The organism is Paraburkholderia sp. DD10, from assembly GCF_049177125.1.
GTDB lineage: Bacteria > Pseudomonadota > Gammaproteobacteria > Burkholderiales > Burkholderiaceae > Paraburkholderia > Paraburkholderia terricola.
Genome location: NZ_CP185393.1, coordinates 1,694,058 through 1,710,453 on the forward strand (window position 1 = coordinate 1,694,058; position 16,396 = coordinate 1,710,453).

Sequence of the window (16,396 nt, forward strand, 5' to 3'; positions counted from 1 at the left end):
GATTTCATGCGAGTCAAATTAACAGCCAAGCACCCGCGGCCGGCTTCGTCCGAACGCGCCCCTGTCCGTACCGGAAGCACGTCGGCGCGTAAGCCGACGCGTCCGGTCGGACCCAAGCCGTCATCGTCGACGGCGGGTTTTAGCGGGGCACGGGGCGAAGGTGCCGGCAAGACGGCGGGCGGCGGCAAGCGGCCGGCGGGCGGGAAACCTGCGGGTGCCGGCGCGCGCGCGCCGCGCGCGGAAGGGTCGTTTTCGCGCGAGCGGGATGCGGGTGGGCCGCGCCGGACGACGTCGGATCGACCGCCGCGGCGTGAAGGCGCCGGCGGCGCGCCGCGACGTTTTGAAGGTAGTGGCGAGCGGGCTCCGCGACGCGCCGAGGGCGAGCGCGCGCCGCGTCGGTTTGAAGGCGCAGGGGACCGCGGCGAACGGGCTCCCCGTCGCTTTGAAGGTGCTGGAGATCGCGGCGAGCGCACCCCGCGTCGATTCGAAGGCGCAGGGGATCGTGCCGAACGGGCTCCTCGTCGCTTTGAAGGTACGGGCGATCGCACCGAACGTGCCCCACGCCGTTTTGAAGGTACAGGGGACCGCGCCGAACGGGCTCCCCGCCGTTTTGAAGGCGCGGCCGATCGCACCGAACGTGCCCCACGCCGTTTTGAAGGTACAGGGGACCGCGCCGAACGGGCTCCCCGCCGTTTTGAAGGTGCGGCCGATCGCACCGAACGCCCGCCCCGACGCTTTGAAGGCGCTGGCGATCGAGGCGAACGGGCTCCGCGTCGGTTTGAAGGTGCCGGAGACCGCACCGACCGCCCGCCGCGCCGTTTCGAAGGCGCTGGTAACCGCACCGACCGCGCGCCCCGCAGCATCGAAGGCAACCGCGCGCCGCGCCGCGATGAAGGCGAACGCCGTTCGTTCACCGGACCGCGCCCAGGCGCAGGCCGCCCATCGGAGGGCGGACCGCGCGGCGAACGTCCGGCGCGACGCGAACACGAGGGCGCTGACCGTCCGCGCTTCGGTAGCGACCGAGGCGCCCCGCAAGAGCGCCGCTCCGGCGGCGAGCGGGCACGGCGCAGCGACAGCGCACCGCGCCGTTTCGAGGGTGAGCGCGGCTCGTCCGAGCGTGGCGAGCGCGGCTTCGCAAAACCCGTCAAGAGCGGCTATGGCGACCGCTCCGACCGTCCGGCGCGCGCACCGCGCGACGATCGCGGCGAACGTGCGCCGGCCAAACGCGAATTCGGCGACCGCCCGGCGCGAACCGGCGAACGTGGCGAACGCGCCGAGCGCCCTGCCCGCAGTGTCGACAAAACGCTGCCGGCCGCCTCGCGCCGTTTCGGCGACGACCGCCCCGCGCGTGCGGACAAGCCGCGCGGCACCGGTCCCGCAACGCGCACCAAACGCAATCCTGAGATGGACGCAGCCCCGCGCACGCCGCGTCGCGATTACGAAGACGCGCCCGGCACCTTGCGCCTGTCCAAGCTGATGTCGGAACTCGGCCTGTGCTCACGCCGCGAAGCCGACGAGTGGATCGAGAAAGGCTGGGTGCTGGTCGACGGCGAGCGGATCGACACGCTCGGCACCAAGGTTCGTCCGGATCAGCGCATCGAGATCGACCCCGCCGCCGAAGCCGCGCAAGCGAGCCAGGTCACCGTGCTGGTCCATAAAACGGTCGGCTTCGTGTCGGGCCAGGCGGAAGACGGCTATCAGCCGGCCATCACGCTGGTCACGCCGGAAAACCGCTGGGAAGGCGACCGCTCCGCGATTCGCTTCTCGGTCGCGCATCTGCGGCAATTGGCGCCGGCCGGACGGCTGGACATCGATTCGACCGGCCTGCTGGTGCTGACGCAAGACGGCCGCATCGCCAAGCAACTGATCGGCGGCCATTCGGAGATCGACAAGGAGTATCTGGTGCGCGTGTCGTACGGCGAGCACACCGTCGATGTCGAAAGCCACTTCCCGCCCGAAAGCCTTGCGTTGCTGCGCCACGGCCTGTCGCTCGACGACGTGCCGCTGAAACCCGCGCAAGTCAGTTGGCAAAACGGCGAGCAGTTGCGTTTCGTGCTGCGCGAAGGCAAGAAGCGCCAGATTCGCCGGATGTGCGAGCTGGTCGGCCTCGAGGTGGTCGGACTGAAGCGCGTGCGGATGGGACGGGTGACGCTCGGCGCGCTGCCGCCGGGGCAATGGCGCTATCTGTCGCCGGACGAGTCGTTTTAACGCGTTCGGCTGGCCGGTCGAGCAGCCGGTCGAGCAGACGGAAGAGCAGCCGGAAACGACACCGCGAACGGCTTGACGCCCAACAAAAAACCCACGCAAGCGCGTGGGTTTTTTATGCCGCGATTCGGAAACGCAGCCTCAATCGTCGCTATTCGGATCCATATCCGGAAACAGGATCTCGGTGAAGCCGAACTTCGCGAAATCGTTGATCCGCATCGGGTACAGCTTGCCGATCAGGTGATCGCATTCGTGTTGCACGACCCGCGCGTGAAAGCCCTCGGCGACGCGATCGATCGGCTTGCCGAATTGATCGAAGCCGTGATACTTGATCATCGAGAACCGGCTCACCGCGCCGCGCAGGCCCGGCACCGACAGGCAGCCTTCCCAGCCCTCCTCCATATCCAGCGAGACCGGCGTGATGGTCGGATTGATCAGCACCGTTTCGGGCACCGGCGGCGCGTCGGGATAGCGTTCATTGCTCCCGAAGCCGAAGATCACCACCTGCAGGTTGACGCCGATCTGCGGCGCGGCGAGCCCCGCGCCGTTCGCATCGTGCATGGTCTCGAACATGTCCTTGACGAGTTCATGGAGTTCCGGCGTATCGAAGTGATCGACCGGATCGGCAATGCGCAAAAGGCGCGGATCGCCCATCTTGAGAATTTCGCGGATCATAACTGCCCCTCCAGGAGCTTACGCATACCATCTTCGTCGAGTACCGGAATGCCGAGTTCCTCGGCCTTCGCCAACTTGCTGCCGGCTTCGGCGCCCGCCACCACATAGTCCGTTTTCTTCGACACGGACCCCGCCACTTTCGCGCCGGCCGCTTCCAGCATTTCCTTCGCCTCTTCGCGGGCCAGCGAAGGCAAGGTGCCGGTCAGCACCACCGTCTTGCCGGCCAGCACGCCTTGCGGCGCTTTCGGCGCGGGCGGCCCCTCCTGCCACGTTACCTTGCCTGGCGCGCGCAGTTGCTCGATGACCGTGCGGTTGTGTTCCTCGGCGAAAAACTGATGAATCGACTCCGCGACCACCGGCCCCACGTCGTTGACCTCCAGCAAGGCTTCGACGGACGCATCCATGATCGGATTCAACGAGCCGAAATGCTTCGCCAGATCCTTCGCCGTCGACTCGCCCACATGGCGAATGCCGAGCGCGTAAATGAAACGCGCCAGCGTAGTGTGTTTGGCCTTGTCGAGCGAGTCGAGCAGATTCTGCGCGGATTTTTCGGCGAACCGGTCGAGTTCGGCGAGCGTTGCGAAACCGAGGTTGAAGAGATCGGCCGGCGTGCGCACCAGGTTCTGCTCGACCAGTTGATCGATGATCTTTTCGCCCAGCCCGTCGATGTCCAGCGCGCGCCGCTGCGCGAAGTGCCACAGCGCCTGCTTGCGCTGCGCGGGGCAGAACAGTCCGCCGGTGCAGCGCGCGATCGCCTCGTCCGGCAGCCGTTCGATGTTCGAGCCGCACACCGGACAATGCGTGGGCATCACGAATTCGCGGGCGTCGTCCGGGCGACGGTCGAGCAACGCGCTCACCACCTCGGGAATCACGTCGCCCGCACGCCGCACGATTACCGTGTCGCCGATGCGGATGTCCTTGCGGCGTATTTCGTCTTCGTTGTGCAGCGTGGCGTTCGTGACCGTCGCGCCGCCGACGAACACCGGCTCCAGCCGCGCGACCGGCGTGATCGCGCCGGTCCGGCCCACCTGCACGTCGATTGCGACGAGTTTGGTCAGCGCTTCCTGCGCGGGGAATTTGTGCGCCAACGCGAAGCGCGGCGCGCGCGTTACGAAGCCGAGCGCGTCCTGCTCATCGCGACGGTTGACCTTGTAGACCACGCCGTCGATGTCGTAGGGCAACTGGTCGCGCTTCTCGCCGACGCCGTGGAAGAAAGCCAGCAAACCCGCGGCGCCCTTCACCACCGCCCGTTCGCCGTTCACCGGCAAACCGAGTTCCTTGTACCAGTCGAGCAGTTCGCTATGCGTGGCCGGCATCTCCATGCCGTCGAGCACGCCGATTCCATAAGCGAAAAACGACAGCGGCCGCTGCGCGGTGATCTTCGAATCGAGTTGCCGCAGACTGCCCGCCGCCGCATTGCGCGGATTGGCGAACTCCTTGTGCCCCGCCGCGCGTTGCCGTTCGTTCAGGCGCTCGAAATCGCGCTTGAACATCAGCACTTCGCCGCGCACGTCGAGAATGTGCGGCACGCGCTTGCCTTTTAGCTTGAGCGGAATGGAGCGGATCGTGCGGACGTTCTCGGTGACGTTCTCGCCGGTGGTGCCGTCGCCGCGCGTGGCCGCCTGGACGAAGGTGCCGTCGACGTAACGCAGCGAAATAGCGAGGCCGTCGAACTTCAGCTCGGTCGCGTAATCGACCGGCACCGGCGGCTCTTTCGCGTTGTTGCCGAGTGCGTCGCCGACGCGCTTGTCGAACGCGACGATGTCTTCGTCGGCAAAGCCGTTGTTCAGCGACAGCATGGGCTGATCGTGCAGGACCGGCTCGAAACCGCTCGCCGCCTCGCCGCCCACGCGCTGGGTGGGTGAATCCGGCACGATCAGGTCCGGGTGCTCCGCCTCGATCTGCTCCAACTCCTTGAAGAGCTTGTCGTATTCCGCGTCCGGCAGGTCCGGCTGATCGAGCACGTAGTACGCGTAGTTCGCGCGTTCGAGTTCCGCGCGCAGCCACGCGGCCCGTTCTGCCGGAGCGCTGGTTGCTGGATTGGGGACGGAGGTTCGGGCCATGCTGTCGGAAGGTCTTTTCAATGAAATTCAGACATTGGATTATCGCAGGAAGCGTGCCCCTTTACATCGGCCGAATGGCCAGTTTCTCGCGCCCGGCTTTCCCTGCAAGCGCCCCACCAAGCGTCGCGATGCGCGCTCCTCAAACGCGGACGGCCGCACATCGTGCGGCCGTCTGACACAACCTGCAATGCGCTGACTTACTGGCTGAACAAGCGCCGCGTGGCCGGCGAACCGGCCGGAATGCCCGCCTGCTCGAGCTTGGCGTAAAGCGTCATCAACTGTTTTTCGATGGCGAGCAGCGCGGTTTCGGGCAACGGACGGCGGCCGTCGTCGACCACCCGCCCGCCGATACGCTCGGCCAGCGATTTCGCGTAGTCGCACATCAGACGGAACGGCAGGATGTCCTCGTCGGCCACCGGCACGTCGAGCACCAGCGTGATCATCTGTCCGCCCTTGTAGGTGAGGTCGTCGCGCAGGAAGTTGGTGTCGCCGAATTGCAGCATGAACACCGGGCTTTGCTTCGCGTCCAGCTTGACGAAACGCGTGCCGTCGCGCGAGAGCAGCAAGCCGTCCTGCGACGCAACCGCCTGCACGTAATTCGCCGACCACGGCGCGCCATCCGAGAGCACGTTGATCGACAACTGCGCGTCGCATTGCGCGGCGAAACCGTCGAGCTCACGCGCCATCGCCACCGTTTCGAGCATGTCGGGAAATTCCGGCGACGCATCGAGCGCGTCGGCGAAGTGCTGCACGCCGGTCACGAACTCGGAGAACTCCAGTTCGTTGAGCGCCCCGCTGCGATTGGCCAATTGCGCGGCCGCGCGCAGTTCGTCATAGCGCGCGCCGTTTTGCAGCAGTTCCCACGCGCCGCCCTCGGGTTTGCCTTCGATATGCACCGGCTTGCTGCCGGCGCGGCGCAGACGTTGCGCGAGCGGAATCACCTTGTCGCCGGCAACCGGGCCGTTCAGACGAATCGGCACGATACAGTCGATGCGGCGATCGACGATGGCGGGCGGCGCCGACGAAATGGTCGTGGCGGCGGGCATGATCGGCTCGACCGGCTCGTGCGCTTGCCGACCTGCTGGCTGGCCTGCTGGCGTTCCCGTCGTGGCCTTGCCGGCCTCGGACATCTTGCCGGCATCAGCCGCCTCGGCTCCGCTCCCGGCGTCCGGATACCCGTTCGGCGAGGTCGTCTCCGCCTGAATATCGGCCGGCGTATCGAGCGGCGCGGCGCTCGCGCCGAATGTCGGCTCGACGCGCGCAGCCGCCGTTTCAGCCGCCGCATCGGAACCCGCCACCGGCTCGCGCCGCGTGGTCGGCCGGGCCGGTTCGATGAACGGGCTTTGTTCCTGCTGATCGTCCCGCGCGAAGCTTTCGGCGGTATCGGCCGGCATCGGTCGCGGCATCTTGCGGCGCACCTTGGCGCCCTGCCACGCGTTGTACACGACCACGCCCCCGACCACCACGGCACCCGCGCCGATCAAACCGAGTGTCAACTCGTCCATGCATGCTCCATCAGCAATTCTTTTATGTGCGCGGCGCTGCGCCCGCTCCACGTGTCGCGCGGCCGATGGCCGCTGCGCTGAACGCGGGCGCCCGCGATGCTCGACTCAAACGAAAACTCAAACGATATTCTGGGCGAAACCGGCAGCCGTTTCCATGTCGACGGCCACGATCCGCGAGACGCCCTGCTCCTGCATGGTCACGCCGATCAACTGCTGCGCCATTTCCATCGCGATCTTGTTGTGCGAGATGAACAGGAACTGGGTTTTGTCCGACATCGCGCGCACGAGGTTCGCGAAACGTTCCGTGTTGGCGTCGTCGAGCGGCGCGTCCACTTCGTCGAGCAGACAGAACGGCGCCGGATTCAACTGGAACATCGCGAACACCAGCGCGGTGGCGGTCAGCGCCTTTTCGCCGCCCGACAGCAGATGAATGGTCGAATTCTTCTTGCCCGGCGGCTGCGCCATGACCTGCACGCCGGCGTCGAGAATTTCGTCGCCGGTCATGATCAGCCTGGCCTGCCCGCCGCCGAACAGACGCGGGAACAGTTCGCCGAAATGACGGTTCACTTCGTCGAAGGTGCCTTGCAGGAGCGTGCGCGTTTCGCCGTCGATCTTGCGGATCGCGTCCTCGAGCGTTTCGATCGCGCTCGTCAGATCGGCCGATTGCGAGTCGAGGAACGACTTGCGTTCGGTCGCCGCTTTCAGTTCGTCGAGCGCGGCCATGTTGACCGGCCCGAGCGCCGTGATCGCGTTGTTGATGCGCGTGACCTCGCCTTGCAGGTACGACGGCTTCATGTCCGGCGTGAGCTTGGCTTGCAGTTCGGCTTCATCGACGCCGGCCGCGGCCAGTTGCTCGATGAACTGTTCGCCGTTCAGACGCGCGGCCTGTTCCTTCAACTGCAATTCGTTGATGCGGTCGCGCAGCGGCTGCAACGCGCGCTCGGCGGTGAGACGGGTTTCGTCGGCGGCGCGCAGCTTGGCGGTCAGATCGTCGAGTTCGAGACGCGCGGCGTGCAACGCTTCCTCCTTGACCGCGCGGATGTCGAGCGCGTCCTGCAGGCCGGTGTGCGCCGTTTGCTCGTTGATCGTTTCCAGTTCGGCGCGCGCGTCTTCCAGCGATGCGGCGACGCGCTCGCTCTGCTCATGCGCGACCTGAATGCTGCGCTTCAACTCGTCGATGCGATTCGCCATGTTGCGCGCGGCGAAACGGGCGTCGGTGGCGGCACGGTCGAGATCGCGCGATTGCGCGCGCGCGGCGGTGAGGGCTTCGTCGAGCGCCTCGAACGCCAGTTGATGATCCTCGAAGCGCGCCTGCAATTCGGCGAGTTCGCCGTCATGACGCTCGAAGTTCGCTTCCGACTCCGCCCGCATCGCGCGCTGCTCTTCGATCTGCGCGGTGATTTCCTCGAGCTCTTCGCGAATCTGCGTGCTGCGCTGGGTGTAGCGCTCGTGCGCCTGCGTGAGCTTGAGCACGTCCATCTGCAACGCATGCACGCGCTGCGTCGCGCGTTCCGCCTGCTGACGCACGTCGCTCAGCGCCTGCGTGGCTTGCGTATGAGCCGCTTCGGCGCGGATCGCGGCGGCCTTCGCCTCGTCGGCGAGCAAAGCCTGCGCGCGCACCTGGCGCGCGAGGTTTTCGATTTCCTGCTGACGCGCCAGCATGCCGGCCTGTTCCGAATCGGCTGCATACAGTTGCACGCCGACGCGCGTCACCACGTGACCCGCCTTCACGACGAACGAGCCGCCTTCGGGCAATTGCGCGCGCATGGCGAGCGCCTGCTGCAGATCGTCGGCCATGAAGACGAGGCCGAGCCAGTCGTTCAGCACCGCGCGGATGCCCGCGTCGTCGATACGAACCAGCGACAACAGCGGCCGCAGCGTGGCCGACGCGGCCGCCGGCTGTCCGGCCAGCGGCGGCGCGTAGAACGCGAGCTTGGCGGGCGGCGCATCGGTTGCGAACGCTTTAACCCAGTCGAGATTCGATACTTCGAGCGCGGCGAGCCGCTCGCGCAGCACCGCTTCGAGCGCGGTTTCCCAACCGGCTTCGACGTGCAGTTTCTTCCAAAGACGCGGCAAGCCGCTCAGTTCGTGCTTTTCGAGCCACGGCTGGATCTTGCCTTCGGTCTGGACGTTTTCCTGCAATTGCTTGAGTGCGGCAAGGCGCGCGTCCAGTTGATGAATCTGCGCGCTTTCCGCCTGCACGCGCTCCTGCGCGGCACGCCGCTCGCCGTCGAGGCGCGGCAGTGTTTCCTGGGCGTCGGCGAGACGCGCCTGGACGTCGTGCAGAATTTCTTCGTGCTCGGCGAGCTGCATGCGCAGGTCTTCGAGCTGCGCTTCGTCGGGTGCGTCGAGACCGCCCGCTTCGAGCTTCAGGCGCTCGTGACGCTGCTGCAACTGCTGCAATTGCTGATCGGCATTGCGCTGATGCGCGGCTTCGAGTTTCAACGCCTGTTCGGTCTGCGCAATACCGCCGCGCTCGGCGTTCAACTCCGTCTGCGCATCGCGCCAGCGCGCTTCGAGCGCGGGCATCGCGTCGTGCTTCGCGGCGGCTTCGTCTTCGGCGAGCGCGGCTTTTTCCTCGGCGACGGCCAGTTGCACTTCCGCTTCTTCCAGATCGCCTTGCGCCTTTTCGGCTTGCGACTGCCACTGCTCGCGTTGCGCGGTGAGCGCGGCGATCTGCGCCTGCACGCGGTTGCGCGATTCGACGATGAACTTGATCTCGGCTTCGAGCCGGCTGACTTCGGCGTTCGCCTCGTACAGCGCGCCTTGCGCGCCCTGCATCGCGTCGCTGGCCGAGTAATGCGCGACGCGCAGCGTTTCCAGTTGCGCTTCGACTTCGCGCAGTTTGGCGGTTTGCGCCTCGAGGTCGATTTGCGCCTGTTCGATCGCGCGCTGCTGGCGTTCCTGCTCGCTGCCGGCTTCGTTCTTGCGCAACAGCCACAGGAGGCGCTGCTTCTCTTCGCCGTCGGCCTGCAATTCCTTGTAGCGCGTGGCGACGACCGCCTGCGCTTCCAGCTTCTCCAGATTCGCCCCGAGTTCGCGGACGATGTCCTCGACCCGCGTCAGGTTCTCGCGCGTATCGTGCAGACGGTTCTCGGTCTCGCGGCGGCGTTCCTTGTACTTGGACACGCCCGCGGCTTCCTCGAGAAACACGCGCAGCTCTTCCGGCTTCGCCTCGATCAGGCGCGCGATCATGCCCTGCCCGATGATCGCGTAAGCGCGCGGCCCGAGGCCGGTGCCGAGGAAGATGTCCTGAATGTCGCGGCGGCGCGCCGGCAAATTGTTGATGTAGTAGCTCGAGGTGCCGTCGCGCGTGAGCACGCGCTTCACGGCGATTTCGGCATACTGGCCCCACTGGCCGGCGGCGCGGCCGTCGGCGTTGTCGAACACGAGTTCGACGCTGGCGCGGCTACCCGGCTTGCGCGCGGTCGAGCCATTGAAGATCACGTCCTGCATCGACTCGCCGCGCAGCTCGGAGGCGCGCGATTCGCCGAGCACCCAGCGCACGGCGTCGATGATGTTGGACTTGCCGCACCCGTTCGGCCCGACCACGCCAACTAGCTGGCCGGGAACCTGGAAATGCGTGGGATCGACGAATGACTTGAAGCCAGCGAGTTTGATCGAGGTCAGACGCACGGCGGATTCGCTGTTGGAAAAGGGAAAATAAAAAGTGGCTCGCGAGGGCCGCGCCTGCCGCGCGCCGAAGCAGCGAAACGGCAAAGGCTCGCGACACCCCGCAACGCCCTGCGATATGGGCGCTGAGCACGCGCTGTCCAACGTGCTTCAGCTAATGAGGGGCAATCATACCATCGCGCGTGGACGGTTTTTACCGTCCTTACGGTCTGTATCAGGATCGATGGCGGCGCTCACGTCCTGATTGGCGGGATCGGGCGGCAAAGCCCTCGTGCGATGCATCCAGCTCGACAGCGCGGACGCCAGCACGATGCACGCGCCGCCCGCCCATTCGCGCGGCCCCGGCATCTCGCCGGCAAAAAGCCACGCGGAAAACGCCGTGACCACGAGTTCGAACAGCATGATGATCGAGGCCCGATTGGCCGGCACACGCGCGAGCCCGTACTGCACCAGCATATTGTTCGACGCCAGCAGAAAGCCGAGGCCGAGCACCAGCAGCGCGGCGGTGCCGAGATGCGCGCCGGTGGGCGGCGCGGGCATGGCCTCGAACAACGACGCGCACGCGCCGAAAAGCGCCGCGCCGCCGAAGATCGTTGCGGTGCGCATTTCGGGCTTCATGTCGGGCAATACGCGGCTCGTCTTGAGGATCAGCACGTTGCTCATCGCGAAGCCCATGCCGCCCGCGAGGCCCGCCCATTCGGCGAGATTGCCGGGCACGGGAAGGCCGAGCCGCGGCGACCACAGCATCGTCATCGCGCCGGCCAGCGACAGCGCGGCGAGGCCCGCGCCCGGCCAGGTCAAGCGTTCATGCAGGATGAAGTGCGCGAACAGCGCGGTCCATGCCGGGGTGAGATAGAACAGCAGCAACACGCGCATGACCTCGCCGTGGATCGAGCCCCACACGAAGCCGAGATTGGTGATGCCGGCCGCCAGCGCCAACGCCGGCAGCAGCCAATGCCAGCGCACCGTCTTGAGCGCGTGACGCCGCACCAGCAGCACGAACAGGCAGCCGGCGCCGCTCGTCAGCGCGCTCGCCGCCGTGCCGGTCACGCCGAGCGCCGCGAGCATGCGCAGTGGATACCAGATCATGCCCCACACCGAAGCGCCCAGCATGATCGCAAGCGTCGGCCAGCCGTGGCGAAGCCAGTTGGTCATGCCGCGCTCCTTGCGGAACCGCCGGCGGTGCTGCTGTTGGGGGCCGCGGGTTTATCGCGCCCGCTTCGTCCGAATGTCTCGAATGTCTTGACGACTGCTACGACCATTGCTGCTCCTGCTTCTTTCTTGCGCGAACCGTCGGCGGCTCGCGTCGTTCCCGCTGCGTCGCATGCGCTGCGCCACCTGGCGGGCGGCGCGGCCAGCCGCTTGTCAGCGCTGCGCCGTGTCGTGAGAGGGCTGATGGGACCGCGAACCGCCACGCGCCACGCCATGCGCGCCACGCTATAATCATCCGCTCGCCGCCGTCCGTTTGGCTGCCGTCCCGCTGCTGTTTTACCGCCGTCCCGCTGCTGTCTGTCTCGCGCATTGGTCAACGCATTGGTCAGCGCATTAGTCAGCGCTTTGCCGCCGGCGCGCGTGCCGGCATCTTCCTGCATCCGTCCACGCCCATCTTCGATCAGGCCCGAACCGTCCAGTGAACCCGCTCCTCGATTCTCTCCAGCCCTATCCGTTCGAAAAGCTGCGTGCGCTTTTCAAGGACATCACGCCGCCGGCCGGCCTCGCGCACATCAGCTTCGGCATCGGCGAGCCGAAACATCCCACGCCGGCGCTGATCCGCGACGCGGTGGTCGCCTCGCTCGGCGGCCTGGCCGCGTATCCGGCAACGATCGGCTCGCAGCCGCTGCGCGAGTCGATCGCGCAATGGGTCACGCAGCGCTACAATCTGCCGCCGGTCGACGCCGCCACCCAGGTGCTGCCGGTGTCGGGCTCGCGCGAGGCGCTGTTCGCCCTGGCGCAGACCGTGATCGACCCGCAACGCAATGCCGAAGGCGAGCCTGCGATCGTACTCTGTCCGAACCCGTTCTACCAAATCTACGAAGGCGCGGCGATTCTGGCCGGCGCGCAGCCGTACTTCGTGAACAGCGACCCGGCGCGCAACTTCGCCTGCGACTATTCGGCGGTGCCGGACGACATCTGGGCGCGCACGCAACTGCTCTACGTATGCTCGCCAGGCAACCCGACCGGCGCGGTGCTCACGCTCGACGACTGGCGCGAACTGTTCGCGCTGTCGGACCGCTACGGCTTCGTGATCGCCTCCGACGAGTGCTACTCGGAAATCTATTTCGACGAAGCCCATCCCCCGCTCGGCGGCCTCGAAGCGGCGCACAAGCTCGGCCGCGGCTTCGAGCGGCTCGTGATGCTGTCGAGCCTGTCCAAGCGCTCGAACGTGCCGGGCATGCGCTCGGGCTTCGTGGCGGGCGACGCGGCGATCCTGAAAGCCTTCCTGCTCTACCGCACCTATCACGGCGCGGCCTTGTCGACGGTGTACCAGGCGGCCAGCATCGCCGCCTGGAACGACGAAGCGCACGTGCGCGAGAACCGCGCGAAATACGTGCGCAAGTTCGCCACCGTCACGCCGATGCTCGCCGAAGTGCTCGACGTGCGCCTGCCCGACGCCGCCTTTTATCTGTGGGCCGACGTCTCGCGCACGGGCCTTACGGATACCGGGTTCGCCCAGCGCCTGTACGCCGACTATAATGTGACGGTTCTGCCGGGCTCGTTTCTCGCGCGCACCGCGCACGGCGTGAACCCCGGCCGCAATTTCGTGCGCATGGCGCTCGTCGCCGACGTCGACGAATGCACCCAGGGCGCGCAACGGATCGTCGACTTTTGCCGCGCGCTCGCGGGTTGAGTTTGCTTTAACGCCCCCGCACCGCATCCCTTCTTCCGACTTCAACTCTTCAGAAAACACGCATATGTCGCAACCACTTCAGAGCATCATCGACACCGCCTGGGAAAACCGCGCCGAGCTGTCGCCGAAGGCCGCGCCGGCCGACGTGCGCGAAGCCGTCGCCCACGCCATCGAGCAACTGGACAAGGGCGCGCTGCGCGTCGCCGAGAAGAAGGACGGCGACTGGGTCGTCAATCAATGGCTGAAGAAAGCGGTGCTGCTGTCGTTCCGCCTGGAAGACAACGCGCCGATGCCGGCCGGCGGTTACTCGCAGTTCTACGACAAGGTGCCGTCGAAGTTCGCCAACTACACCGCTGAAGACTTCGCCGCCGGCGGCTTTCGCGTGGTCCCGCCGGCCATCGCGCGGCGCGGCTCGTTCATCGCGAGGAACGTCGTGCTGATGCCGTCGTACACCAACATCGGCGCCTATGTGGACGAAGGCTCGATGGTCGACACGTGGGCCACCGTCGGCTCGTGCGCGCAGATCGGCAAGAACGTTCACCTGTCGGGCGGCGTGGGCATCGGCGGCGTGCTGGAGCCGCTGCAGGCGAACCCGGTCATCATCGAGGACAACTGCTTCATCGGCGCGCGCTCGGAAGTGGTGGAAGGCGTGATCGTCGAGGAAAACTCGGTGATCTCGATGGGCGTGTACCTCGGCCAGAGCACCAAGATTTACGACCGCGAAACCGGCGAAGTGTCGTATGGCCGCATTCCGGCCGGCTCGGTGGTGGTGGCGGGCAACCTGCCGTCGAAAGACGGCTCGCATAGCCTGTACTGCGCCGTGATCGTCAAGAAGGTCGACGCCAGGACGCGCGCCAAGGTCGGCCTGAACGAGCTGCTGCGAGGCGATTGATGGCACGCGGCACCAAAACCGTCGTCTACGGCATCCCGAACTGCGACACCGTGAAGAAAGCCCGCGTGTGGCTGGAAGAGCACGGCGTCGAGTTCGAGTTCCACGACTTCAAGAAAGCCGGCGTGACCGAGCCGCTCGTGCAGGACTGGCTGAAGGACGTGAAGCTCGACGCGCTGCTGAACCGGCGCGGCACCACCTGGCGCGGCCTGGCCGACGACATGAAGGCGGCCGCCGATACCCAGTCGGGCGCGATCGCGCTGATGATCCACAAGCCCTCGGTGATCAAGCGGCCGGTGCTGGTGGTCAACGGTCGGGTCAAGTCGCTCGGTTTTTCCGCGGACGAATACGCAACGCTGTTTGCGTGAAGCCACGCCCGAACGCAACAAGAAGTCGACACGCGGCCTCGCCGCGTTGCCTGAAAGCCGTTGCCGGCTGCGGTGTTCAACCGCCAGCCGGCATTTTTTCATTTCCAAGTGGCTTGTACGAAATCCATGTCCGGCACCCTCGCCCTTACCGAACAACTCATCGCGCGCGCGTCCGTCACGCCCGACGACCAGCATTGCCAGCGCCTGCTGATCGAACGCCTGTCCGCCATCGGCTTCGAACACGAGACGATCGAATCGAACGGCGTGACCAACCTGTGGGCCGTCAAGCGCGGCGTCGACGGCACCGCGGGCAAGCTGCTCGCCTTCGCCGGCCACACCGACGTGGTGCCGACCGGCCCGCTCGAACAGTGGCGCTCGGCGCCGTTCGAGCCGACCCATCGCGACGGCAAGCTGTATGGCCGCGGCGCGGCGGACATGAAAACGTCGATCGCCGGCTTCGTGGTGGCGAGCGAGGAATTCGTCGCGGCCCACCCGTCGCATCGCGGCTCGATCGCGTTCCTGATCACGAGCGACGAGGAAGGCCCCGCCACCGACGGCACCGTCAAGGTGGTCGAGGCGCTGGAAGCGCGCGGCGAGCGCATGGACTATTGCATCGTCGGCGAACCGACTTCGAGCGAACGGTTCGGCGACACGGTGAAGAACGGCCGGCGCGGCTCGATGTCGGGCAAGCTGGTCGTCAAGGGCGTGCAAGGCCACATCGCCTATCCGCATCTGGCGAAAAATCCCGTGCATCTGCTCGCGCCCGCGCTCGCGGAACTGGTCGCCGAACGTTGGGACGACGGCAACGAATACTTCCCGCCCACCACGTGGCAGGTGTCGAACATTCACAGCGGCACCGGCGCGACCAACGTGATCGCGGGTCACGCGGACGTGATGTTCAACTTCCGCTTTTCGACGGCCAGCACCGTGGAGGGTCTGCAGGCGCGCGTGCATGCGATCCTCGACAGGCATGGGCTCGAATACGATCTGCAATGGACCGTGAGCGGCCTGCCGTTCCTCACGCCGCGCGGCGACCTGTCGAATGCGCTCGCCAAGGCGATCGCGGACGAAACCGGCGTAAGCACCGAACTGTCGACCACCGGCGGCACCTCGGACGGCCGCTTCATCGCGCGCATCTGCAAACAGGTGGTCGAATTCGGTCCGCTGAACGCCAGCATCCACAAGATCGACGAACATATCGAACTCGCACACATCGAGCCGCTGAAAAACGTGTACCGCCGCGTGCTCGAACAACTGATCGCCTGAACAAGGACTAATTGCGATGACGCTTCCGTTTTCCACTGTCCGCGACCTGCTGCGTTTCGCGGTGTCGCGCTTCAACCAGGCCGGGCTGTCGTTCGGCCACGGTTCGGCCAATGCTTACGACGAAGCCGCCTATCTGATCCTGCATACGCTGCATTTGCCGCTCGATCTGCTGGAGCCGTTTCTCGATGCGCGCTTGAGCGCGGCCGAAATCGACGCCGTGCTGAACGTGATCGAGCGCCGCGCCGCCGAACGCGTGCCGGCCGCGTACATCACGCAGGAAGCGTGGATGCACGGCTTTCGCTTCCACGTGGACGAGCGCGTGATCGTGCCGCGTTCGTTCATCGGCGAGTTGCTGCAGGACGGCCTGCAACCGTACGTGGAAGATCCCGAGCAGGTGAGCGCGGTGCTGGAACTATGCACCGGCTCCGGCTGCCTCGCGATTCTCGCGGCGCATGCCTTTCCGAACGCCGATATCGACGCGGTCGATCTGTCGGCGCCCGCGCTGGAAGTCGCCGCGCGCAACGTCGCGGACTATAAGCTCGACGACCGCATCGCCCTTTTCGAAGGCGATCTGTACGCGCCGCTCGCCGAACGGCGCTACGACGTCATCATCAGCAACCCGCCTTACGTGAACGCGGCGTCGATGCGGGAGTTGCCCGCCGAATACAAGCACGAGCCGGACATGGCGCTCGCGGGCGGCGCCGACGGCATGGACGTCGTGCGCCGGATCATCGCCGACGCGCGCAACTGGCTCACCGAAAACGGCGTGCTGGTGATCGAGATCGGCAACGAGCGCCAGCACGTCGAGGCGGCGTTCGGCGGCCTCGATCTGGTATGGCTCTCCACCAGCGCCGGCGACGACAACGTGTTCCTGATCCAGGCCGCCGATCTGCCGGTGTAACGGTTTATCGCGGGCCGGGCGCGGCGGTCGGCTACGCTTGTCG

At 66.4% G+C, this 16,396-nt stretch carries 11 protein-coding genes; 6 read left to right on the top strand and 5 right to left on the bottom strand.

The genetic code is table 11. The features are described from left to right. Positions 1 to 6 precede the first annotated feature (6 nt). A complete protein-coding gene (locus tag ACOCG7_RS23000) occupies positions 7 to 2,208 on the top strand; it encodes a pseudouridine synthase (protein WP_244744957.1) in 2,202 nt (733 codons plus the stop codon). A gap of 138 nt (positions 2,209 to 2,346) precedes the next feature. Here ACOCG7_RS23000 and def read toward each other — a convergent pair whose 3' ends face one another. The 5 genes from def to ACOCG7_RS23025 all read right to left on the bottom strand — a co-directional run bounded on the left by def (position 2,347) and on the right by ACOCG7_RS23025 (position 11,236). Beyond that, positions 2,347 to 2,880, bottom strand: coding sequence for a peptide deformylase (gene def, locus ACOCG7_RS23005; protein WP_083083854.1), 534 nt, complete (start codon positions 2,878 to 2,880; stop codon positions 2,347 to 2,349). Continuing rightward, positions 2,877 to 4,943, bottom strand: a complete 2,067-nt coding sequence (ligA, locus tag ACOCG7_RS23010; protein ID WP_083083855.1) for an NAD-dependent DNA ligase LigA — start codon at positions 4,941 to 4,943, stop codon at positions 2,877 to 2,879. The genes def and ligA overlap by 4 nt, the downstream gene beginning before the upstream one ends. A gap of 197 nt (positions 4,944 to 5,140) precedes the next feature. Next, a complete protein-coding gene (locus ACOCG7_RS23015) occupies positions 5,141 to 6,448 on the bottom strand; it encodes a cell division protein ZipA C-terminal FtsZ-binding domain-containing protein (RefSeq protein ID WP_244744956.1) in 1,308 nt (435 codons plus the stop codon). Between the two features lie 117 nt (positions 6,449 to 6,565). Continuing rightward, positions 6,566 to 10,084, bottom strand: a complete 3,519-nt coding sequence (gene smc, locus ACOCG7_RS23020; protein WP_083084317.1) for a chromosome segregation protein SMC — start codon at positions 10,082 to 10,084, stop codon at positions 6,566 to 6,568. Positions 10,085 to 10,249: 165 nt separating this feature from the next. Then, positions 10,250 to 11,236 carry a DMT family transporter gene (locus tag ACOCG7_RS23025; protein ID WP_083083856.1) on the bottom strand — a complete coding sequence of 329 codons (987 nt, stop codon included), beginning with the start codon at positions 11,234 to 11,236 and terminating at the stop codon, positions 10,250 to 10,252. A gap of 475 nt (positions 11,237 to 11,711) precedes the next feature. Here ACOCG7_RS23025 and dapC point away from each other — a divergent pair, with 475 nt between their 5' ends. From dapC to prmB, 5 genes are all read left to right on the top strand, one after another. Further along, positions 11,712 to 12,929, top strand: coding sequence for a succinyldiaminopimelate transaminase (gene dapC, locus ACOCG7_RS23030; protein ID WP_083083857.1), 1,218 nt, complete (start codon positions 11,712 to 11,714; stop codon positions 12,927 to 12,929). A gap of 64 nt (positions 12,930 to 12,993) precedes the next feature. Then, complete coding sequence (dapD, locus tag ACOCG7_RS23035; RefSeq protein ID WP_421380155.1) at positions 12,994 to 13,821, top strand: 2,3,4,5-tetrahydropyridine-2,6-dicarboxylate N-succinyltransferase; 828 nt, start codon at positions 12,994 to 12,996, stop codon at positions 13,819 to 13,821. Then, a complete protein-coding gene (locus ACOCG7_RS23040; protein ID WP_073427970.1) occupies positions 13,821 to 14,186 on the top strand; it encodes an ArsC family reductase in 366 nt (121 codons plus the stop codon). Before dapD ends, ACOCG7_RS23040 begins: the two co-directional genes overlap by 1 nt. A gap of 126 nt (positions 14,187 to 14,312) precedes the next feature. Next, a complete protein-coding gene (dapE, locus tag ACOCG7_RS23045) occupies positions 14,313 to 15,452 on the top strand; it encodes a succinyl-diaminopimelate desuccinylase (RefSeq protein WP_083083858.1) in 1,140 nt (379 codons plus the stop codon). Between the two features lie 16 nt (positions 15,453 to 15,468). Continuing rightward, positions 15,469 to 16,353, top strand: a complete 885-nt coding sequence (gene prmB, locus ACOCG7_RS23050) for a 50S ribosomal protein L3 N(5)-glutamine methyltransferase (protein WP_073427968.1) — start codon at positions 15,469 to 15,471, stop codon at positions 16,351 to 16,353. The last annotated feature ends 43 nt before the right edge of the window (positions 16,354 to 16,396 follow it).